General features: G+C 64.1%; 18 protein-coding genes. 10 read left to right on the top strand and 8 right to left on the bottom strand.

The window, feature by feature from the left end:
• Nucleotides 1-20: 20 nt before the first annotated feature.
• From HBH1_RS05695 to HBH1_RS05675, 5 genes are all read left to right on the top strand, one after another.
• Nucleotides 21-1,178 carry a sugar ABC transporter permease gene (locus tag HBH1_RS05695; RefSeq protein ID WP_199181529.1) on the top strand — a complete coding sequence of 386 codons (1,158 nt, stop codon included), beginning with the start codon at nt 21-23 and terminating at the stop codon, nt 1,176-1,178.
• Between the two features lie 260 nt (nt 1,179-1,438).
• Nucleotides 1,439-2,230, top strand: coding sequence for an SDR family NAD(P)-dependent oxidoreductase (locus HBH1_RS05690; protein ID WP_102661924.1), 792 nt, complete (start codon nt 1,439-1,441; stop codon nt 2,228-2,230).
• Nucleotides 2,231-2,263: 33 nt separating this feature from the next.
• Complete coding sequence (locus HBH1_RS05685) at nt 2,264-4,048, top strand: IlvD/Edd family dehydratase (RefSeq protein WP_006464775.1); 1,785 nt, start codon at nt 2,264-2,266, stop codon at nt 4,046-4,048.
• 1 nt (nt 4,049) lies between these two features.
• Nucleotides 4,050-4,976: an L-fucono-1,5-lactonase gene (locus HBH1_RS05680; protein ID WP_006464774.1), complete on the top strand. Its 927-nt coding sequence runs from the start codon at nt 4,050-4,052 to the stop codon at nt 4,974-4,976.
• 130 nt (nt 4,977-5,106) lie between these two features.
• Nucleotides 5,107-6,624, top strand: a complete 1,518-nt coding sequence (locus tag HBH1_RS05675; RefSeq protein WP_102661923.1) for a sensor domain-containing diguanylate cyclase — start codon at nt 5,107-5,109, stop codon at nt 6,622-6,624.
• Here the strand turns inward: HBH1_RS05675 and HBH1_RS05670 are convergent.
• Nucleotides 6,605-7,780: a serine hydrolase gene (locus tag HBH1_RS05670; protein ID WP_102661922.1), complete on the bottom strand. Its 1,176-nt coding sequence runs from the start codon at nt 7,778-7,780 to the stop codon at nt 6,605-6,607. The genes HBH1_RS05675 and HBH1_RS05670 overlap by 20 nt on opposite strands.
• A gap of 259 nt (nt 7,781-8,039) precedes the next feature.
• On the opposite strand from HBH1_RS05670, the gene HBH1_RS05665 reads away from it, so the two are divergent.
• Together HBH1_RS05665 and HBH1_RS05660 are read left to right on the top strand one after the other, a co-directional pair.
• Complete coding sequence (locus tag HBH1_RS05665; protein ID WP_077235165.1) at nt 8,040-9,341, top strand: UDP-N-acetylglucosamine 1-carboxyvinyltransferase; 1,302 nt, start codon at nt 8,040-8,042, stop codon at nt 9,339-9,341.
• Between the two features lie 251 nt (nt 9,342-9,592).
• Nucleotides 9,593-10,273, top strand: a complete 681-nt coding sequence (locus tag HBH1_RS05660; protein ID WP_102661921.1) for an MgtC/SapB family protein — start codon at nt 9,593-9,595, stop codon at nt 10,271-10,273.
• 233 nt (nt 10,274-10,506) lie between these two features.
• On the opposite strand, the gene HBH1_RS05655 is transcribed toward HBH1_RS05660, so the two are convergent.
• Nucleotides 10,507-11,589: a hypothetical protein gene (locus HBH1_RS05655; protein WP_102661920.1), complete on the bottom strand. Its 1,083-nt coding sequence runs from the start codon at nt 11,587-11,589 to the stop codon at nt 10,507-10,509.
• A gap of 237 nt (nt 11,590-11,826) precedes the next feature.
• On the opposite strand from HBH1_RS05655, the gene HBH1_RS05650 reads away from it, so the two are divergent.
• Complete coding sequence (locus HBH1_RS05650) at nt 11,827-12,486, top strand: HAD family hydrolase (RefSeq protein ID WP_006463368.1); 660 nt, start codon at nt 11,827-11,829, stop codon at nt 12,484-12,486.
• Nucleotides 12,487-12,574: 88 nt separating this feature from the next.
• Entirely contained in the window at nt 12,575-13,150 is a 576-nt protein-coding gene (locus tag HBH1_RS05645; RefSeq protein ID WP_102661919.1) for a TMEM175 family protein, read from the top strand.
• A 21-nt stretch (nt 13,151-13,171) separates the two neighbouring features.
• Here HBH1_RS05645 and HBH1_RS05640 read toward each other — a convergent pair whose 3' ends face one another.
• The gene (locus tag HBH1_RS05640) at nt 13,172-13,858 is read right to left on the bottom strand and encodes a YoaK family protein (RefSeq protein WP_102661918.1); all 687 of its coding nucleotides are present in this window, start codon (nt 13,856-13,858) and stop codon (nt 13,172-13,174) included.
• A 307-nt stretch (nt 13,859-14,165) separates the two neighbouring features.
• Here HBH1_RS05640 and HBH1_RS05635 point away from each other — a divergent pair, with 307 nt between their 5' ends.
• Complete coding sequence (locus tag HBH1_RS05635; RefSeq protein ID WP_102661917.1) at nt 14,166-14,786, top strand: response regulator transcription factor; 621 nt, start codon at nt 14,166-14,168, stop codon at nt 14,784-14,786.
• 45 nt (nt 14,787-14,831) lie between these two features.
• Here HBH1_RS05635 and HBH1_RS05630 read toward each other — a convergent pair whose 3' ends face one another.
• The 5 genes from HBH1_RS05630 to HBH1_RS05610 form a co-directional block, all read right to left on the bottom strand.
• The gene (locus tag HBH1_RS05630) at nt 14,832-15,704 is read right to left on the bottom strand and encodes an AraC family transcriptional regulator (RefSeq protein ID WP_199181528.1); all 873 of its coding nucleotides are present in this window, start codon (nt 15,702-15,704) and stop codon (nt 14,832-14,834) included.
• 144 nt (nt 15,705-15,848) lie between these two features.
• Nucleotides 15,849-16,382 (bottom strand): Dps family protein, encoded by a 534-nt coding sequence (locus HBH1_RS05625; RefSeq protein WP_102661916.1) that lies wholly within the window; start codon nt 16,380-16,382, stop codon nt 15,849-15,851.
• A gap of 5 nt (nt 16,383-16,387) precedes the next feature.
• Nucleotides 16,388-17,215 carry an alpha/beta fold hydrolase gene (locus HBH1_RS05620; protein ID WP_102661915.1) on the bottom strand — a complete coding sequence of 276 codons (828 nt, stop codon included), beginning with the start codon at nt 17,213-17,215 and terminating at the stop codon, nt 16,388-16,390.
• Nucleotides 17,216-17,260: 45 nt separating this feature from the next.
• Nucleotides 17,261-17,683, bottom strand: coding sequence for a DoxX family protein (locus HBH1_RS05615; RefSeq protein ID WP_102661914.1), 423 nt, complete (start codon nt 17,681-17,683; stop codon nt 17,261-17,263).
• A gap of 2 nt (nt 17,684-17,685) precedes the next feature.
• Nucleotides 17,686-19,569: an amidohydrolase gene (locus HBH1_RS05610; protein ID WP_077235153.1), complete on the bottom strand. Its 1,884-nt coding sequence runs from the start codon at nt 19,567-19,569 to the stop codon at nt 17,686-17,688.
• Between the last annotated feature and the right edge of the window lie 184 nt (nt 19,570-19,753).

The following is a 19,753-nucleotide window of genomic DNA, read 5'->3' as shown; positions in this document are numbered from 1 at the left end:
AATCACAAGGTGAATTCGGTATGACTTCAAGCAATCTGGCCAACATGGCCGACCTCAAGCAGGTATTCCGGCGCTACAAGATCATTGCGCTGCTGATCGCCATCGCCATCATCTGGGGCTTCTTCAGCTTCATGACCGAGGGTGGCTTCCTGACGCCGCGCAACCTGTCCAACCTGCTGCGCCAGATGTCGGTGACCGGCATCCTTGCCTGCGGCATGGTGCTGGTGATCATCGCCGGCGAGATCGATCTCTCGGTAGGCTCGCTGCTGGGCCTGCTGGGCGGCCTGGCGGCGCTGCTGGACGTGAGCCACCACCTGCCGCTGGCGCTGAACCTGGTACTGGCGCTGGGCTTCGGCCTGGCGCTGGGGCTGCTGAACGGCTACCTGACGGCCTACCTGGGCATCCCCTCCTTCATCGTCGGCCTGGGCGGCATGCTGGCCTTCCGCGGCATCCTGCTGGGCATCACCGGTGGCCTGACCATCGCCCCGGTCTCGGACAACATGGTCTACCTCGGCCAGGGCTACCTGCCGCCGCAGATGGGTGTGGCGCTGGGTGTGGCGCTGTTCGTGCTGGCGCTGGCGCTGACCTGGATGAGCCGGGTCAACCGCAGCCGTCATGGCCTGCCGCTGACGGCACTGTGGCGCGACGGCCTGAAGGTGGTGGTCATCGGTGCCGTGCTGCTGGCCTTCGTGCGAACGCTCAACAGCTATGACGGCATCCCGGTGCCGGTGCTGCTGTTGCTGGCGCTGCTGGGCCTGTTCAGCTATGTGAGCACGCAGACCGTGTTCGGCCGCCGCATCTATTCGGTGGGCAGCAATATGGAAGCCACCCGTCTGTCGGGCGTGAACGTGCAGGCCGTCAAGCTGTGGGTGTTCGGCATCATGGGGGTGATGTGCGCGCTGGCCGGCCTGGTCAATACCGCCCGCCTGGCTGCCGGTTCGCCCTCGGCCGGCAACATGGGCGAGCTGGACGCCATCGCCGCCTGCTTCATTGGCGGCACCTCCATGCGCGGCGGCTCCGGCACCATCTATGGCGCCCTGATCGGTGCACTGGTGATGGCCAGCCTGGACAACGGCATGTCCATGCTGGACGTGGGCACCTACTGGCAGATGATCGTCAAGGGCAGCATCCTGGTGCTGGCCGTGTGGGTGGACGTGAGCACCCGTTCGGGCCGCTGATCAACGAAGGCAAAAAAAGACGGCAGCACACTCCGACTACCTTTCGGACCGAGTAGCGGCGCAGCCGCGTATCGAAGGCGCTCCCTGGCTTGAGGAAGGAGCGCAGCGTTCCCAGCGCCTTCGATACGGCCCCCGCGGGCCTACTCAGTCCGAGCGGGAAGAGATGGAGCGATGCAGCCTTTCGGATATTCAGACTGAATCAGACTAAATTTTTTACGCGCCGCATCAGCGGCCCGTCCTACCTACTGGAGTTATCAAGCATGACCGCAGCCACCGCCCCCACTTTCGAACACGCGCTCTACCGCAGCCTCGCCGGCAAGCGGGTCGTCATCACCGGCGGCGGCAGCGGCATCGGCGCGGCGCTGGTGGAAGCCTTCGCCGCCCAGGGTGCGCAGGTGTTCTTCCTGGATATCGCCAGCGAACCTTCCGAGGCGCTGGTGGCCTCCTTGCAGCAGGCACCTGTAGCGCCGCGCTTCTTCCGCTGCAACCTGATGGACCTGGAGGCCCTGCGCGCCACCTTCGCCGAGGTCATCACCGCGGCCGGTACCGTGGACATCCTCATCAACAACGCCGCCAACGATGATCGCCACAAGACCACCGAGGTCACCCCGGCCTACTGGGATGAGCGCATCGCCGTCAACTTGCGCCATCAGTTCTTCTGCGCCCAGGCAGTGTTGCCGGGCATGCGCGCGCAGCAATCGGGCGTGATCCTCAATTTCGGCTCCATTTCCTGGCATCTGGGCCTGCCCGACCTGACCCTGTACATGACCGCCAAGGCCGGTATCGAGGGCATGACGCACGGCATGGCGCGTGATTTCGGGCGTGATGGCGTCCGGGTCAACGCCATCATCCCCGGTGCCATCCGCACCCCGCGTCAGACACTGTTGTGGCACACCCCCGAAGAAGAGGCGAAAATCCTGGCTGCGCAATGCCTGCCCACCCGCGTCGATCCGCATGATGTCGCTGCACTGGCGCTGTTCCTGTCCTCCGACAGCGCAGCCAAGTGCAGCGGCCGCGAATACTACGTCGATGCGGGCTGGCTGGGCGCGTAACCCCCCCAATCGCCCACGGGCCAAGAGGAATCCATGAACAAGCCATCTGCCACACCCCGTCGCTTCCGCTCCCAGGACTGGTTCGACAATCCCGACCACATCGACATGACCGCGCTCTATCTGGAGCGCTTCATGAACTACGGCATCACCGCCGAGGAACTGCGCTCGGGGCGCCCCATCATCGGCATCGCCCAGAGCGGCAGCGACATCAGCCCCTGCAACCGCATCCACCTGGAACTGGCCAAGCGGGTGCGCGATGGCATCCGCGATGCCGGCGGCATTCCCATGGAATTCCCGCTGCACCCCATCTTCGAGAACTGCCGCCGCCCCACCGCTGCCATCGACCGCAACCTGGCCTACCTGGGCCTGGTGGAAATCCTGCACGGCTATCCCATCGATGCCGTGGTACTGACCACCGGCTGCGACAAGACCACACCGTCGCAGATCATGGCCGCGGCCACGGTGGACATCCCGGCCATCGTGCTGTCCGGCGGCCCGATGCTGGATGGCTGGCTCGATGGTGAGCTGGTCGGCTCGGGCGCGGCCATCTGGAAGGGCCGCAAGCAACTCTCGGCCGGCGCCATCGACAATGAGAAATTCCTGGAGATCGCTGCCGCTTCGGCGCCCTCCTCCGGCCACTGCAACACCATGGGCACGGCCTCCACCATGAACGCCATGGCCGAGGCGCTGGGCATGTCGCTGACCGGCTGCTCGGCCATTCCCGCCCCCTATCGCGAGCGCGGCCAGATGGCCTATGAAACAGGACGCCGCATCGTCGGCATGGCCTACGAAGACCTGCGCCCTTCGGCCATCCTGACCCGCGAAGCCTTCCTCGACGCCATCGTGGTCAATGCCGCCATCGGCGGCTCCACCAACGCCCAGCCGCACATCATGGCCATGGCGCGCCATGCCGGCGTGGATCTGCAGTCGGAAGACTGGATGAAGTTCGGCTATGACGTACCGCTGCTGCTGAACATGCAGCCGGCCGGCAAGTACCTGGGCGAGCGCTTCCATCGTGCCGGCGGCGTGCCGGCCATCATGTGGGAGCTGCAGCAGGCCGGCAAGCTGCGCGCCGACCGCATCACCGCCACCGGCAAGAGCATGGCCGAGAACCTGCAGGGCCGCCAGTCGAACGACCGTGAAGTGATCTACCCCTTCAGCGCGCCGCTGCGTGAGCGGGCCGGCTTCCTGGTCTTGAAGGGCAACCTGTTCGACTTCGCCATCATGAAGACCAGTGTCATCTCGGAGACCTTCCGCCAGCGCTACCTCAGCACGCCCGGCCAGGAAAACATCTTCGAATGCCGCGCCGTGGTCTTCGATGGTTCGGACGACTACCACGCCCGTATCAACGATCCGGCACTCAACATCGACGACAACACCCTGCTGGCCATCCGTGGCGCCGGTCCGGTGGGCTGGCCGGGTTCGGCCGAGGTGGTCAACATGCAACCGCCCGATGCACTGATCAAGCGCGGCGTCTCTACCCTGCCCACGCTGGGCGATGGCCGCCAGTCGGGTACCTCCGACAGTCCCTCCATCCTCAACGCCTCGCCCGAGAGCGCGGTCGGTGGTGGTCTGGCCTGGCTGCGCGACGGCGACCGCGTGCGCATCGACCTCAACACCGGGGAGTGCAATATGCTCATCAGCGAAGAAGAACTGGCCCGCCGCAAGAGCGAGGGTATTCCGCCCGTGCCACCCAGCCAGACGCCCTGGCAGGAAATCTACCGCAGCACGGTGGGTCAACTGGAAACCGGTGCCTGCATGGAACTGGCCTTGAAGTACCAGGGTGTGGCGCAGACCATGCCCCGGCACAACCACTGACATGCTGACCCTGCATCGTGAACTGCGCATGCCACCGGCCCCGGTGAGAAAGCTCAAGGGGCCGATGCGCATCGACGCGCACCAGCATTTCTGGCGCTACCGCTGCGAGGATTATCCGTGGATCGGTACCGGCATGGACCTGCTGGCGCAAGACCGCCTGCCCTACCAGTTCCAGCCCCTGCTGGATGCGCAGGGCCTGCATGCGTCGATTACGGTGCAGGCACGTCCCGGCCACGACGAGACGGCTTTCCTGCTGGAGATGGCACGACGCGACCAACGCATCGCCGGCATCATCGGCTGGGAAGATATCGGTTCGCCCATGCTGGCCGAGCGCATGGAGCACTGGGGTGGCAGCAAGCTGCTGGGGCTGCGCCATCCCATGCAGGAAGACGACGACGCCGAACTGCTGCTGGCCCTGCCACAGTTCAACCAGGGAGTGCGCTGGCTGCAGGAACGCGACTATGTCCTGGACCTGCTGGCCCATGAACGCCACCTGCCACAGTTGCGCCAGCTGTGCGCCCATCACGACCAGCACTGGATCGTGCTGAACCATCTCGGCAAGCCGGCCCTCAAGGAATTCCGCAAGGGCCGGGCCGCCTTCGAACGCTGGCGCCAGGAGATGCGCGAGCTGACCGCCATGCCCCATGTGGCCTGCAAGATTTCCGGCCTGCTGACCGAGGCGGACTGGCTGCGCGGCCTGTGCACACGCGACTTCGAACATATCGTGCAATGTCTGGATACCGCGCTGGACCTGTTCGGTCCGCAGCGGCTCATGTTCGGCTCCGACTGGCCGGTGTGCCTGCTCGCCGCCTCCTACGCGCGCGTGGTGGCCGTGGTGCGCGAATGGGCTGCCAAGCGCCTTTCTCCTACCGACCAGGACGCCCTGTGGGGCGAATCCTCGGCCAGGATTTATGGACTGATGTCATAAGGTTTTCCCCCGATTCCTTTTCGTTGCCAACCGTCAAGCCCGGTGCGATATTGCGCCGCAGGGGTCACCCCCGATGGCGGCAAACAACCTGGGATACGGGGAGACGAACATCAAAAGCCTCAAACGCAACATGACCTTGACCATCAGTGCGCTCGCGCTGATGGCAACTGTCATCACGGGCGTGGTGCTCTACCAGAGCTATCGGCAGACCGAGCGCAGCGCGATCGAGCATGCCCTCAACGTGGCGCGCATTGCCCAGCGTTCGATTTCACGCAACATGGAATTGCTGTCACTGGACCTGGACAGCCTGGTCTGGCGCCATCGGCATGCCAGCCTGCAGCTCATGCCGGAGCAGCAGCGACGCGACTTCCTGCTGGGTGAAAAGGCGGAGGCCACCTACATCGCCGCCATGGGCATCGTCGGCCGCGATGGCGAACTGGTGGTCGGCTCCCCGATCCTGGCCGAGATCATGCCGGGCAACTACGCGCAGCGGAATTTCTTCGCCATGCATCGCGACGATGCCACCGTGAGGCTCTATGTCTCGCCACCGCTGAGCATCCGCCTCGAACGACGGATGCACGCCATCGTGCTCTCCAGGCGGCTGACCAACGCCGAAGGTGGCTTCGGCGGCGTGGCCTTCATGGTGCTGTACCTGGACTACTTCCGGCATCTGTTCGAAAGCCTGTCGCTGGAAAAACATGCCGTCATGTCGCTCTACGCCATGGACGGCGTGGCCTACATGCGCCTGCCCTACGACGAGGCCTTCATCGGCTCCCGCTTGCGCTACACGCCCAATATCAGACGCATCATGACCCTGCCCGCCTCGGCGCCTGAGAGCCTACAGGGCAGCTATACCGCCCAATCCCAGCAGGACGGCGTCAAGCGCCTGTATGCCTATGTGCGTATTCCCAATTCGCCCTGGCTGGTCTTCGTGGGTCAAACCCACGCCGAACTGTTCCGCGAATGGGACCGGATGCTCTACGCCGTGCTGTTTCTTGCGGCTGCCTTCAGCGCTGCCTGCGCCTATCTGATCAGCCGGTTACGCGAAGAATTCTTCCGCCGCAGCACACTGGACCGGCAACTGGAAGAGCAGGCCCGCACCGACAAGCTGACCGGCCTGCTCAATCGCCGCGCACTGGACGAGTGCCTGCAGGATGCCTGGCACAAGAGCCAGCGCAATACCTCGGCGCGCTTTGCGCTCCTGTTCGCCGATGTCGATTTCTTCAAGCTATACAACGATACCTACGGCCACAAGGCGGGCGACTATGCGCTGGTATCGGTGGCACGCTGCATCACCGGCGCTGTGGCGCGGCAGTGTGACAAGCCCGGCCGCTATGGCGGGGAGGAATTCGTGATCCTGCTTGACGAGGCCGATGCCGCCGGCGCGCTGCACGTGGCCGGCAACATCATGTCGGCACTGCAGGCGATGAAGATTCCGCATGAGCGCAGCCCCTTCGGCCGGCTCTCGGTGAGCATAGATGCGGCCTGCCTGGACCGGCAGGTGCATCACAGCATCGAGGAAGTGATCAAGGCCGCCGACCATGCGCTCTACCAGGCCAAGCGCATGGGGCGCAACCGGGTCCAGATGGCACAGTCCGATCCGTCCCCGGTGCAGGGTGGCACGCCCGTTAGTTCAGCGAGCAGTTGAGCCACTTGGCGATGCGCACGCCATCCAGGCGGGAACCGTCGGCGCTGCCGCTGCCCAGCATGGTGACGATCACCGGGCGGCGGTCATGCACCAGCAGGCGCAGCACCATGTTGTGGCCGGATTCGTTGATGAAACCGGTCTTCTGCACCGTGGCATTGACCTGGCCATAGCGGATCAGGCGATTGGAATTGATGTACTGCAGCTGGCCGCGGCCGATGTTGATGATCTTCTGCTTGTCCAGAGAATCGTTGCGGATCAGCTGGTAGCGGTTGGCGGCCTTGACCAGCTCGGCCAGCTCGCGCGGGGTGGAGACATTGTCCGGCGACAGTCCGGTGGCATTCTCGAAGCGGGTCTGCTTCATGCCCAGCGCCTGTGCCTGCGCATTCATGGCTGCGATGAAGGCCGGACGGCCACCCGGATAGTCACGGCTCATGGCCGCGGCAGCACGGTTCTCGGAAGACATCAAAGCAATGTGCAGCATGTCTGCACGCGACAGGCTGGCGCCGACGTTCAGGCGCGAGTGGGTGAACTTGAGGGTATCGAGATCGTCCTCGGTGACTTCCAGCCGGTTGCTCATGGGCAGCGACTTCTGGTCCAGCCAGACGATGGCCGTCATCAGCTTGGTGACCGAAGCGATCGGTGCCACCGTATCCGCATTGCGTTCAAAGAGTGGCGTATTGGTCTGCTCGTCAAGCACATAGACCCCACGCGAGAAGATGTGCTGCTTCGACGCGGCGGTGAAGCCGCAACGGGGGAGCAGTTCGGGCTTGGTATTGACCGGCGGCAGCGCCGCTGCGTTTGACGACGCGTTGGCGGCGACGGCAGCACCCGCCGTGGCTGCAGTCACAGCGCCGGCCGCCACACCAGCGGCAGCCGCCCGCCCACGTCGGCGGGGCCGCGCCGGTGCACGCGCAGTGGCCGGGGCCGCCTTCTTGCGCACTACCCGCTTGCGTCCCTTGGCGCCGCTCGCGGCCTGCCTGTGCTTGCCGGCGCTGGAACCGGCCGCCTGCGCCTCGCTCACCTTGCCCGAAATGACTGTCAACATCAGCAGCAGGACGCTGCACATCAGGAGCCTGGCCAACACGCCAGCGCGGCGCAACATCTGCAGAAACAAAGGGAAACTATCGTCGGAACGGGGCTGCTGCGTACAAAACATCGTCGAAAACCTCAGTCGGAGCATTCATTCAAGACCGGCCATGATACGGAAACTTGGCCGATGATGCAGCAACGTTCAGCTTTGCATCGATAAAGTGAAGCTTAAAAATGCGTTCTAGTGACAATAAGACAAGACGCCGCGCCGCCGCAAATTTGCTTCCCTGCCTGCAACCGGCCGGCGCATAATCTGTCCATTCCAGGCCGGACCCAGGCATTGCCCCGCTCCGGTCGATTTTGTCAGCCCGATTCAACTTACCTTCATGTCCAATCTCATCGTACACGGTGGCCGCCCGCTGCGCGGCGACATCATCCCCTCCGCCAACAAGAATGCCGTCCTCCCCATCCTCTGCGCCACCCTGCTGACCGACCAGCCACTACGTCTGATCGGCATCCCCGAGATCACCGACGTCAAGAAGATCCTGGAGATCTTCCGCGTGCTGGGCAGCGAGGTATCGGTGGACTATGCCAGCGGCATCCTGGAACTGCATCACCGCGATACCTGCTTCGACCCAAAAATTCACCATCTGCCGGAAGAAATGCGTTCCTCCATCATGCTGGTACCGCCCCTGCTGGCGCGCTTCGGTGTGGCGCGGCTGGAAAACGACGTCAAGGGCTGTACCCTGGGCGTGCGGGAAATCGATCCGCACGTGGAGGTGTTCCAGCGTTTCGGCGCGCGGGTGGAAAGCAGTCCCGATTCGCTCATCATCCGCACCAGCGGCCGCATGCAGGCCAACCATCACTGGCTGGACTATGCCTCGGTGACCACCACTGAAAACTTCGTGCTCTGCGCGGCCTCGGCCGGCGGGGAGTCGGTGCTGACCAATGCCGCCTCCGAGCCGCACGTGCAGGAGTTCTGCCGGTTCATGGCGATGATGGGCGTGCAGATCGAGGGTATCGGCACCTCGCGCGTGACGGTGCGTGGCGGTGAAAAACTGGGGGGCGGCGAATTCCGCTTCGATGAGGATTTCCATGAGATCGCGACCTTCCTGGCCATGGGCGCCATCACCGGCGGTCAGGTGCGGGTGCGCAACAGCGCGCCGGAGCAGTTCCCGCTGATCGATCGCACCTTCGCCAAGTTCGGCGTGGAAGTGGTGCACGAAAACGGCTGGTCGCACACCCGCCAGAACGGTCCGCTCAAAGTCGTCAAGCCTTTCACCAGCAACATCCTCACCAAGGTGGAGGCCGCGCCCTGGCCCTACCTGCCGGTGGACCTGCTGCCGATCTTCATCGCGCTGGGAGTCAAGGCCGATGGCAACACCATGTTCTGGAACAAGATCTATGACGGCGCCATGGGCTGGAGCAGCGAACTGTCCAAGTTCGGCGCCCACGTCTTCCTGGGCGACCCGCATCGGCTGATCACCTTCGGCGGCCTGCCGCTGACGCCGGCCTCGGTGGAAAGTCCGTACATCATCCGGGTGGCCATCGCGCTGTTCATGGTGGCGGCCAGCATCGAAGGTCGCTCGGAAATCCGCAATGCCCTGCCGATCCGGCGCGCCCATCCCAAGTTCGTGGAAAACCTGCGCTCGCTGGGCGCGGTGGTGGATTGGGTCGAGGAAGACTGAGGCTGCAAGGACGTGTCCGGTGCATGCGGCGTCATTGGCATCAATGACCAAGGCACCGCTCGCACGCCAGGCTCAAGGGCTCTCACCTATCGGTAATGGAATCCCCGATTGGCAGCGATAAAGATCAAACAATATAAATAATATATACTTTTAACGATCAGACATCGCTCCACAGGCTTACGCAAGCTCATCCATGCCTTCCAGGCTGAGCGTTGCGTAAGCTGCCTCCCATCCCTTCAGAAGGAGAATCCATGCTTCCCGCAACGGACGTCATCCTCCGCCTGGCCGCAGCTGCCGTTCTCGGCAGCCTGATCGGCATCGAACGTGAACGCCTCTCCTGGGCAGCCGGCCTGCGTACCCACATGCTGGTCTGTGTCGGCTCTTCGCTCATCATGCTGGTGTCGGCCTATGGTTTTTCCGGGATCCTGCAGTCCGACAAGGTGGTCCTTGACCCATCGCGGATGGCGGCACAGGTGGTCTCGGGCATCGGCTTCCTGGGCGCGGGGTCGATCCTGCTGCGCGGAGAAATCATCCGTGGCCTGACCACCGCCGCCAGCCTCTGGACAGTGGCCGCCATCGGCCTGGCCGTCGGTGGCGGAATGTATGTCGCCGCCGTGGCCGGGACCTCCATCGTGCTGCTGATCCTGGCCGGGATGAAGCCCCTGGAGCGACGCTATTTCGCCGACAAGCACAAGCGCGGCATTACTTTCCTGGTCCAGGCCGATACTTTCAATATCGGCCATCTACACCAACTGATGGGCGCCTCGGCAGCGCGGGCGAGCAAGTTCGTGGTCAGGCGCGAAGCCGACGGCGGCGTATTCGACGAAGTGTCCATCGTGCTCTCGCACACCTCGGAGAAGGAATTCCATCGCATCGTTCAGGGCTTTCTCAAGCTCGATGGCGTCAAGTCCTTCGATTACACGGATCTCTGACGCGAGGTCCCGGGAAGTCCAGTCACCCATAGTCACCCATACAATGAACAAGGGCGGCCATCTGGCCGCCCTTGTTGAATCTACTGCGTGTATTGCGTCTACTTCTACTGCGTCCTCAGAACAACAGGATCAGCAGCAGGATGATGGGGATGGGGATACCCAGTAGCCAGAGCAGAATTGCGCCCATGTCAGTCTCCTCTCAAGGTTGGGGTTCAGGTCGATGTCGTCAGGTTTCAGTGCAGTTCGGGTTCGCCCAGGCGGCCGTCGCGACGGACCACTGCCTCAGCGTAGAGCTCGTTGCGGTCGCGCAGGCGGCCCCCATAGGTCGCCAGCAGGCTGGCCACGAAAGCACCGCACAGCAGGGCCAGGAACATCCACAGCGAGGCGTAGGCAGCGGCCTTGCGGGCAGCATCGGCGGCTTCCTTGGCCTTGGTGCCGGCATCCGCGATAGCGCCCTGGTAGGCCGCGAAGGTATCGGTGACACGCTTTTCGCCATCGGCCTGGGATACGCCGGTATGGCGCGCCACCAGTTGGCCCAGGTAACGGCGGTCGTTATCGGCCAGCTTGCCGCTCGCCAGCGAATAGCCGAACACACGCACCACTTCCATGCGCTGGGCCTGCGTCAGATCGCGACCATCAGCGGCCGTAGGAGCCGCCAGGGGGGCCACCGGCGCAGCAGCAGCACCGTCGGTTGCGGCCGGCACCGCGGGCTGGTTTGCAGAGGATGCAGCACCTGCATTACCGCTACGGAACATCGAATCGATGAAGTAACCGGAGAAGCGATCGGCCATGTCACCAGCGCCGCCAGCCGGACGCGCACCGTCCTGGCCCACTGCCATGGTGGCCGCAGCAGCCCCGGTACCCAAGGCACCGCCGGCCGCACCCAGTGTCTTGGCGCCACCGGAGATGACGCTGCCCACGGCCGAGCCCAGCAGCGCAGCAGTAGCCAGCGAAGCCACGGCCCAGGCCAGCAGCCCGTGCGCGGTATCGCGGAAATAGACTTCACGGGTATGCAGCCCGGCCCATTTCACACGCAGGCGCCCGGCCAGGAAACCGCCGATGGCCGATGCCGCGATCTGGGTGAACAGCAGCCAGCCGGCCGTGGAATAGCCGATGGTCTTGGCCGACAGCCCTTCGCCGGACCACGGCGAGATGGACGAAAAGCCCAGGCCAAAGCCCAGCATCACGAGGATGAACGACAGCGCGGCGGCCGCAAAGGCACCCGCCAGGATGGCGCCCCACGAGACGCCTGAGCCGTTGTTGTTGACGGCCTCGACGCTGGCCGCAGGAAGGGAGTGGATGGTTGAGGTGGTCATGAGTCTCCTCGCGTTTCTTGATGGATTGATCCCCTGCGGGAGCGCAGGGCCGGGGGCATTGCCACGGAGAGACTGTAGGGCTGCGCTAGCGCAGGCGCCATCGGCGGACTTCGGCAGCTATCGTAGGAGAGTTGGAAAAACGCATGCAGGCATGCGCGAAGGGACGATGAGGGTCGCTGCAGCGCACACCCCCTCACTCTTGGGTAGAATGGCCGCCTCCCTCTTGCACGGACCATCATGGCCATCACCACTTTCCTGTTCGATCTCGACGGCACGCTCATGGACAGCGACGCCCTGCATCACGCCGCGTTCAACACCATCCTGGCGCGCTGGGACCGGCATATCGATGTCGATTACTACAAGACCCACATCATGGGCGCCTCCAACGCCATGATCTTCGGCCACCTCTTCCCCGGCATGCCGGCTGAGCAATACATCCCGCTGGCGGAAGAAAAGGAAAGCCTGTTCCGCTCGCAGCTGGACCAGCACGTCGCGCCTACCCCCGGCATCGAGCGTCTGCTGGAGCATATCGCCCGTATCGGCGGGCGTAGCGCCGTCGTCACCAATGCCCCCCGGGCCAATGCCGAATTGATGTTGAAGGCCACCGGACTGGCCGGCCGCTTCGATGCCCTGGTCATCGGCGACGAGCTGGAACGCGCCAAACCCGATCCCCTGCCCTACCTGACCGGGCTGCAGTTACTCGGTGGCACGGCGGCACAGGCGGTCGCTTTCGAGGATTCCAGTTCGGGTGTCAAGGCCGCCAGCAGTGCCGGCATCTGGACCTTCGGCATGCTGGGCGGCCTGGACGAGGCACGGCTGCGCGCGGCCGGTGCCCACGCGGTGATCCGTGATTTCAACGGCGCCGACCTGTGGGACAAGATCGCGCCACAAGGCTGAGCCCGGCAGCGCCCTATCCGAAGGGATAATGTCGGCCTGTGCGACGGGGTGCTAAGGTGCGCGGGATCATCCCTAGCCCCCTGCCCCCGTGAACAAATCCCGGCTTGAAGCCTTCAGCGATGGCGTCTTTGCCATCGTCCTCACCATCATGGTCCTGGAACTGCACGCGCCCGCCTCAGCCGAGCCGAGCGCCCTGCTGGCACTGGCCCCGGCACTGCTGAGCTATGCCCTCAGCTTTCTGTACGTGGGTATCTACTGGACCAACCACCACCACCTGTTCCAGCTCGCCGATCGCGTCAATCTGCGGGTGCTATGGGCCAACCTGCATCTGTTGTTCTGGCTCTCGCTGCTGCCCTTCACCACCGCCTGGATCGCCGGCCATCACCGCGACATGGCGCCGGTGGCGGCCTATGGGCTGATTTTGCTGATGTGCTCGGTTTCCTTCCTGGTGCTCAAGCGCACGCTGCGCGCCTCCGAAAGCAATCATCCGGAAGCCGCACGCATCCTCGGGCAGGGTCGCAAGAACAATACCTCCATCCTGCTCTACGCCCTGGCGATCCTGCTCTCGCAGTGGGCACCGCTGATGGCCTCGGCGATCTACGCGGCGCTGGCCATCGTCTGGCTGCTGCCGACGCGGGCCGCCACTCCTGCACCCCGGCGCTAGGCGCCCGGGCAGGAGCCCCCCTCAGCTGGCGGGCTGCTGGGTGAATTCCCACCCGATCAAGGCCACCAGGATCAGCACCGGCACGATCAGGCCGGCAAAGCCGATGGCGTGATAGGCAAACGCTGCCGCAATCGCCCCCACCCCGAAGGACAGGACCGGCCAGACGAACTTGATGCAGCGCTCGGTGGTACCGGCGTCGGAGGCGCCGCGCAGCATGTCCACCACGTCGATCACCACCTGGGTGACGTTGCCGGTCATCAGGGAAGTCGGCGCCAGGTGCGCCAGCAACAGGCGGCTGATGGCGCTATGCACCCCCATCGAGGCGGTACCCAGCAGGCCCGACGCCATCACCCAGCCGGCGGTGGGCGACTGCACGGGCGCTGCGGCCATGCCACAGACCATGAAACCGATCAGCAGCACCAGTTGCAACACCAGCGACCAGCCCAGTGCGCGGCCATTGCGGCGCTGGATGGCGGCGATCAGCAGGCGCCCCACCGCCACCCCGATGATGAAGGCCGGGAAGGCCAGGAATTTCAGCAGGATGGACATCTGCGACGTGTCGGCCAGGGCCGAACCGATCAGGATGAAGTTGCCCGTGACGTGGGCCGTGAACAGGCCGAACAGGGCGATGAAGCCCAGTGTATCGACATAGGCGGCGAGAAAAGCCAGTCCGGAGGACTGCAGGCGGTTGCGTTGTGCGGCATTCATGGAGCGTCTCGCAGAGGGTGGGAAAGTGTTGAGGAGGCCGCACACCATAGCATCGCCTGCCGCCCGCGCCCATTATCTCTGGGGATAGCAAGGACGCCCGAAAGCCTTGCAAAAAAGATCACATCCATCGGCAAAAAAATGCAACAAAGGCATTTTTTACAAAAAACAGCACATTTGTACAATCCAAATCCGGCCCGAATGCAGATGATAGGCAACACTGCACAGCTTGGCGCTGGGGCTCCTGACGCCCGATCACCGCCTTGCTCTGTCGCACAGATTTTCGCAACCAGGCAGCACGGAAGGAACCATGGAAAGTACGGTATTTGTCGTCGACGACGATGGCATGGTCAGGACAGCACTGCTACGGCTGCTGGCCTCGGCCAACCTGAATGCACGTGGCTTCGCCTCGGCCGATGCGTTCCTGCGCGAGCCTCTTCCAGCCCAACCCTGCTGCCTTCTGCTGGACATGAAGATGCCCGGGTCCGACGGTTTCGAGGTAGTGCGCCGGCTGGAACAGCGAGGTGATGCCATTCCCGTCATCTTCATCTCCGGCTACGGCACCATACCGACGACGGTGCTGGCGATGAAGGCAGGTGCCCATGAATTCCTGACCAAGCCGATCGAGGATGAACGGCTGCTGGGCGCGGTCCGCGACGCCCTGGCCATTGCTGATCGACAACTAGGCATGCGCACCGAGCATGCCGCCAGCACCTCGCGCCTGGAAACACTGACCCCGCGCGAACGCGAAGTGCTGGAACTGGCCATCGGTGGCCTGCTCAACAAGCAGATCGCCACCGAACTGGGCATCAGCGAAATCACCGTCAAGGTCCATAAGCGGCGCGTGATGGACAAGATGCAGACCAAGACCCTGGCCGACCTCGTGCGGGCCGCCGAGCGGCTGCAGATCCACTCCGCGCGTCAGCGCTAAGGCCAGCGATTCGAGCGCCGTGCACCGGTCACCGCTGTCGTCGGTCTAGCCCTGCGCCCGCAACCAGGCTGCCGGCCCCATGCCCTGAATCTGCTTGAACACCCGGCTGAAATGACTCTGGTCGGAAAAGCCGCATTCCAGAGCGATGGCCGTCATGCCCTTGTCGCTCTGGCGTAGCAGGCGACAAGCCAGCTCCACGCGCTGGCGCTGCAGCCAGGCATGCGGCGGCAAACCAAAGCTGTGCTTGAAGGCGCGTGCAAAATGCGCCCGCGAGATGCCACACTCGGCCGCAATCTCGGCCAGGGTCAGGCGTCGCGCCAGGTGCGATAGCATGTATTCGCGCGCCCGCACCTGCTGCCAGCCGGCCAGGCCAGTGCCCCCGCCACGACCCACCGGCTGCCCTCCATAACGTTGCGCCAGGTGGGTATGCAGAGCCAGGGTGACGCTATCGAGGTAGACGGTATCGCTGTCATTGGCCGCCCCCGTGAGCGCAGGCAGCATGGCATGCAGCAGATGCCAGACCACCGGATCGCGGATTGCCTGGACCTGCTGCAAGGCGCCGATACGACGCCCGCCTTCCTCGCTCACCCGCTCGAGGGAGGCGCGCGGCAGATGCAGGCGCACATTGTCATAGTCCGAGAGATGCTGGCAGCGCCACTGCTCGCGCAGGTCGGTGATGGCCATGTCGCCCAGCCGGTGGCCACCGGCATGCACCAGCCGCTGCCCACGCCATAGCTTGTGGTGGCGAAAATCCTGCAACTGCACGATGACCGAAAAGGCATCATCACTGGGAATATCCAGAACCGGTGGTGGAATCACGGCCGACGCCGCCGCGTGGTTCTGGGTAGCGCGCACCAGGGCAACATCATCCTGCATGCGGATGTGCTTCACGAGACGGGAGACGGAGGAACTGGCCATCATCGATTTCCAAAGACTGATTCAACAGGAGAACAGGAAGGCAGAAAGCCGACTTTAACAAAAAACGCAAATGCGCAGGACCCGCAGGCCCTGCCCATTGCTCAGCTTCCGATCAAGGCTTCGTTCAGTTGAATCCGGGCGGACTCAGACCGAAGTACGCCCCGATTCGAAGAGGAACCAGGCACGCTGCTCGGCCTCGTCGATCCAGTTCTCCAGCAGGCTGGCACTGGCCACGTCGCCATGCTCGTCGCACAGTTCGTGGGTGGCCATCATGAAGCCGACCAGGCGCAGGTTGTCCTCGCGCAGTTCGGCCAGCATGTCGGAGGGGGTGACGAAGTCGGCATCATTGTCGGCCAGCCGCTGCAGCTTGCCGATATGCCCGGTCGAACGCAGGGTGGTGCCGCCGATCTTGCGCACCCGCTCGGCCACCGCATCGGTGATGGCGATGATCTGCTGGGACTGGTCGTCCAGCAGCAGATGGTAGTCGCGGAAGTGCGGCCCGGACATGTGCCAATGGAAGTTCTTCGTCTTCAGGTACAGGGCGAAGATATCGGCCAGCAGCATGGTCAAGGCGCCGCCGATTTCCTGGCTGGCCTGCTCGGAGAGCAGGCCAGGCGTGGCCAGCGGCGCCAGGCGGCGCTTTTCCAGTTGCTGGCGTTGGTTGGCATCGAGACTCATGATGCTTACGCCTTCAGGAAGGCCAGCAGGTCTTCGTTGATCTGATCCTTGTGGGTGGCGCACAGGGCGTGCGGGGCACCGCTATAGACCTTCAACTGCGCACCCGGCACCATCTCGGCCACCAGCTTGCCGGTGGTAGCGAAGGGGACGACCTGGTCGTCGTCACCGTGGATCACCAGGGTCGGGAAGTTGAACTTCTTGATGTCCTCGCGGAAATCGGTGCCGGAGAAGGCCGTCACGCAGTCCAGCGTGCCCTTGAGCGAAGCCAGCATGGCGATGTTGAAGGTCTGTGCCAGCACGCCCGGGCTGACGGCGTCAGCCTTGCCCGGACGATTGGTGCCGAAGAAGACGGCGGCAAAGTCGCTGATGAATTGCGCGCGGTCCTTCAACAGACCAGCCTGGATGCCGGCGAACACCTCGGCCGGCACACCCTGCGGGAAGTCCGGCGCCTGGCCGAAGATCGGGGTCACCGCGCCCAGCAGGGCCGCCTTGGCCACACGCTTGGTACCGTGGCGACCGACATAGCGGGCGACATCGCCGCCACCCATGGAGAAGCCCACCAGCGTGGCGCCCTGCAGGTCCAGCTTGTCCATCAGCTCGGCCAGGTCGTCGGCGAAGGTGTCGTAGTTGTAACCGCTCCAGGGCTGGCTGGAACGACCGAAGCCGCGGCGATCATAGGCGATCACGCGGAAACCGCGCTCGGCCAGGAAATTCATCTGGTATTCCCACATGTCGGCGTCCAGCGGCCAGCCATGGCCGAAGACGACCGGTTGGCCGCTGCCCCAGTCCTTGTAGTAGATTTCGGTGCCGTCGCGGGTGGTGATGGTGCTCATGGGTATGCTCCTTGGGTGGGGTGTGAGGTGGAGAAAAAAGGCTGCCTACGATTGCGCGCTGTCGCGTCCCAGGCGCCACTGGCCCGGGCCGCACAGCGCGATGGAAGTGAAGATCACCAGCAGCAGCCAGCCGAATTGGCCTTCGGCAATGCTCCAGCCGGGATGCACCGCCAGCATCGCCACCAGCAGCACGCCGATGATGGGCAGGCAGGCCAGGCGGGTGAAGAGGCCCAACACGATCAGGATGGGACAGAGCGCCTCGGCGAAGATGGCCGCCCACAGGGAGATGGTCGGCCCCATGCCGAAGGGGTCTTCGATCACGCTCAGTTCATGGCCGTAATGCAGCAGCTTGGGCAGGCCATGCACATAGAACAGCATGAAACTGCCCGCCAGGCGCAGGAACAGCAGACCCAGATCCAGGGGCGGGACCGGCAGACCCTGCCGGCGGGGAATTTGGCGCGCCTGCATGATCAGAACGCGAAGCAGCTGCAACCCAACGCGCCCCAGAAGCCGGCGAAGTTGGAGACCGGGACGCTGGACTTGCGCGCCACATCGTGGGAGTGACCATGCACGCCGCAGGAACCGACGCAGGCGTGCGGCAGGGTCGCCTTCTTCTGGCGGGCAGCATCGGTCTTTGCCACGGCACGATAGTGCCCCGGGACCTTGGCCACCGGCGACCACTCGGGCAGCACGGGGATCTCGCCCGGCCCATGCGAGGAAAACGCACCAGTCCCATAGACCACCTTGCCATCGACCACGGTCATCACCGATTCGATGCTCTTGATCTCGTCTTCATGGACGCTGAAGAAGTCGGCCGACAGCACCGCCAGGTCGGCCAGCTGACCGGCCTGGATGCGGCCCTTCTTGGCCTGTTCGCTGGAGAACCAGGCACTGCCTGCGGTCCACAGTTCCAATGCGGTCTCGCGCGGCAGGCGGCCGGCGGCCCCATACAGCTTGGCGCCACCGACCGTGCGGCCGGACACCAGCCAGTACAGCGCGGTCCACGGGTTGTAGCTGGCCACGCGGGTGGCATCGGTACCGGCACCGACCGGCACGCCCATTTCCAGCATCTTGGCGATCGGCGGGGTGTGCTCGGCCGCCTCCACGCCGTAGCGGTCGATGAAGTATTCACCCTGGAACGCCATGCGGTGCTGGATGGCAATGCCGCCGCCCAGCGCCTTGACGCGCTCGATGTTGCGCTCGGTGATGGTCTCGGCGTGGTCGAACATCCAGTGCAGGCCATCGAAGGGGATGTCGCGGTTGACCTTCTCGAACACGTCCAGCATGCGCGAGATCGACTCGTCATAGGTGGCGTGCAGGCGGAACGGCCAGCGGTTGGAGACCAGATGGCGCACCACCCGCTCCAGTTCGTCTTCCATGCCATCGGCCAGGTCGGGGCGCGGCTCCAGGAAGTCTTCGAAGTCGGCCGCCGAGAACACCAGCATTTCGCCGGCGCCGTTATGGCGCAGGAAATCGTCGCCGTCACCCGGCTTGACCATGCCGGTCCATTTCTGGAAGTCCGCCAGTTCGGCGCCCTTGCTCTGGGTAAAGAGGTTGTAGGCGATGCGGATGGTCAACTGACCATCGGCGGCCAGCTTGTTGATGATCTGGTAATCATCCGGGTAATTCTGGAAACCACCACCGGCGTCGATGGCGCTGGTCACGCCCAGGCGGTTCAGTTCGCGCATGAACTGGCGGGTGGAATTGACCTGGTATTCCTGCGGCAGGGTCGGTCCCTTGGCCAGGGTGGCGTACAGGATCATGGCATTGGGACGGGCGATGAGCATGCCGGTCGGATTGCCCGAGGCATCGCGCACGATCTCGCCACCCGGCGGATTGGGGGTGTCCTTGGTATAGCCAACCGCCTGCAGCGCAGCGCGGTTGAGCAGCGCACGGTCGTACAGGTGCAGCACGAAGACCGGGGTATCGGGTGCAGCAGCGTTCAGTTCTTCCAGCGTGGGCATGCGCTTTTCGGCGAACTGGAATTCGGTCCAGCCGCCGACCACGCGCACCCATTGCGGATGCGGGGTGCGAGCGGCCTGGTCCTTCAGCATGCGCAGCGCATCGGCCAGCGAGGGCACGCCTTCCCAGCGCAGTTCCAGGTTGTAGTTCAGACCGCCGCGGATCAAATGCAGGTGCGAGTCGTTCAGGCCGGGGATGACGGTGCGGCCGCCCAGGTCGATGACCTTGGTCTGGGCCTGCTTCAGACGCATGACGTCGGCGGCGCTGCCGACTTCGAGAAATTTGCCGCCGCCGATGGCAACGGCCTCGGCAATGGGGTTCTGCTTGTCGACGGTGTGGATCTTGCCGTTGAGCAGGATCAGATCGGGGGTAACGCTGGTTGCGGTCGTCATGGAGGCTCCGGACATAGACAGGGACGATGGAGAATGAGGGTGGCGGATCGCACAAGTCGATGCCGGCGCGGAGGTCATCAAAACTTCACGTGCCAGTCATCCCATGTGCTTTTATTGGTGTTGGCAGTGTGCAAAAACGCCGTGCCAGCGTCTAGCTATACGAACAGATAATGGCAGCGCCCGG

The organism is Herbaspirillum sp. BH-1 (assembly GCF_002870055.1).
GTDB classification, from domain to species: domain Bacteria; phylum Pseudomonadota; class Gammaproteobacteria; order Burkholderiales; family Burkholderiaceae_D; genus Herbaspirillum; species Herbaspirillum frisingense.
Note: the sequence above shows the minus strand (reverse complement) of the source record. Positions and strands in the feature narration are given on the sequence as shown.

What these genes read in the sequence shown, in the direction of transcription:
- HBH1_RS05695 (WP_199181529.1), top strand. Translation starts at nt 21, where the DNA reads ATGACTTCAAGCAATCTGGCCAACATGGCCGACCTCAAGCAGGTATTC.
- HBH1_RS05685 (WP_006464775.1), top strand. Translation starts at nt 2,264, where the DNA reads ATGAACAAGCCATCTGCCACACCCCGTCGCTTCCGCTCCCAGGACTGG.
- HBH1_RS05640 (WP_102661918.1), bottom strand. Translation starts at nt 13,858, where the DNA reads ATGAATGCCGCACAACGCAACCGCCTGCAGTCCTCCGGACTGGCTTTT.
- HBH1_RS05665 (WP_077235165.1), top strand. Translation starts at nt 8,040, where the DNA reads ATGTCCAATCTCATCGTACACGGTGGCCGCCCGCTGCGCGGCGACATC.
- HBH1_RS05620 (WP_102661915.1), bottom strand. Translation starts at nt 17,215, where the DNA reads ATGAGCACCATCACCACCCGCGACGGCACCGAAATCTACTACAAGGAC.
- HBH1_RS05630 (WP_199181528.1), bottom strand. Translation starts at nt 15,704, where the DNA reads ATGGCCAGTTCCTCCGTCTCCCGTCTCGTGAAGCACATCCGCATGCAG.
- HBH1_RS05690 (WP_102661924.1), top strand. Translation starts at nt 1,439, where the DNA reads ATGACCGCAGCCACCGCCCCCACTTTCGAACACGCGCTCTACCGCAGC.
- HBH1_RS05610 (WP_077235153.1), bottom strand. Translation starts at nt 19,569, where the DNA reads ATGACGACCGCAACCAGCGTTACCCCCGATCTGATCCTGCTCAACGGC.
- HBH1_RS05650 (WP_006463368.1), top strand. Translation starts at nt 11,827, where the DNA reads ATGGCCATCACCACTTTCCTGTTCGATCTCGACGGCACGCTCATGGAC.
- HBH1_RS05615 (WP_102661914.1), bottom strand. Translation starts at nt 17,683, where the DNA reads ATGCAGGCGCGCCAAATTCCCCGCCGGCAGGGTCTGCCGGTCCCGCCC.
- HBH1_RS05625 (WP_102661916.1), bottom strand. Translation starts at nt 16,382, where the DNA reads ATGAGTCTCGATGCCAACCAACGCCAGCAACTGGAAAAGCGCCGCCTG.
- HBH1_RS05655 (WP_102661920.1), bottom strand. Translation starts at nt 11,589, where the DNA reads ATGACCACCTCAACCATCCACTCCCTTCCTGCGGCCAGCGTCGAGGCC.
- HBH1_RS05660 (WP_102661921.1), top strand. Translation starts at nt 9,593, where the DNA reads ATGCTTCCCGCAACGGACGTCATCCTCCGCCTGGCCGCAGCTGCCGTT.
- HBH1_RS05675 (WP_102661923.1), top strand. Translation starts at nt 5,107, where the DNA reads ATGACCTTGACCATCAGTGCGCTCGCGCTGATGGCAACTGTCATCACG.
- HBH1_RS05635 (WP_102661917.1), top strand. Translation starts at nt 14,166, where the DNA reads ATGGAAAGTACGGTATTTGTCGTCGACGACGATGGCATGGTCAGGACA.
- HBH1_RS05670 (WP_102661922.1), bottom strand. Translation starts at nt 7,780, where the DNA reads ATGTTTTGTACGCAGCAGCCCCGTTCCGACGATAGTTTCCCTTTGTTT.
- HBH1_RS05680 (WP_006464774.1), top strand. Translation starts at nt 4,050, where the DNA reads ATGCTGACCCTGCATCGTGAACTGCGCATGCCACCGGCCCCGGTGAGA.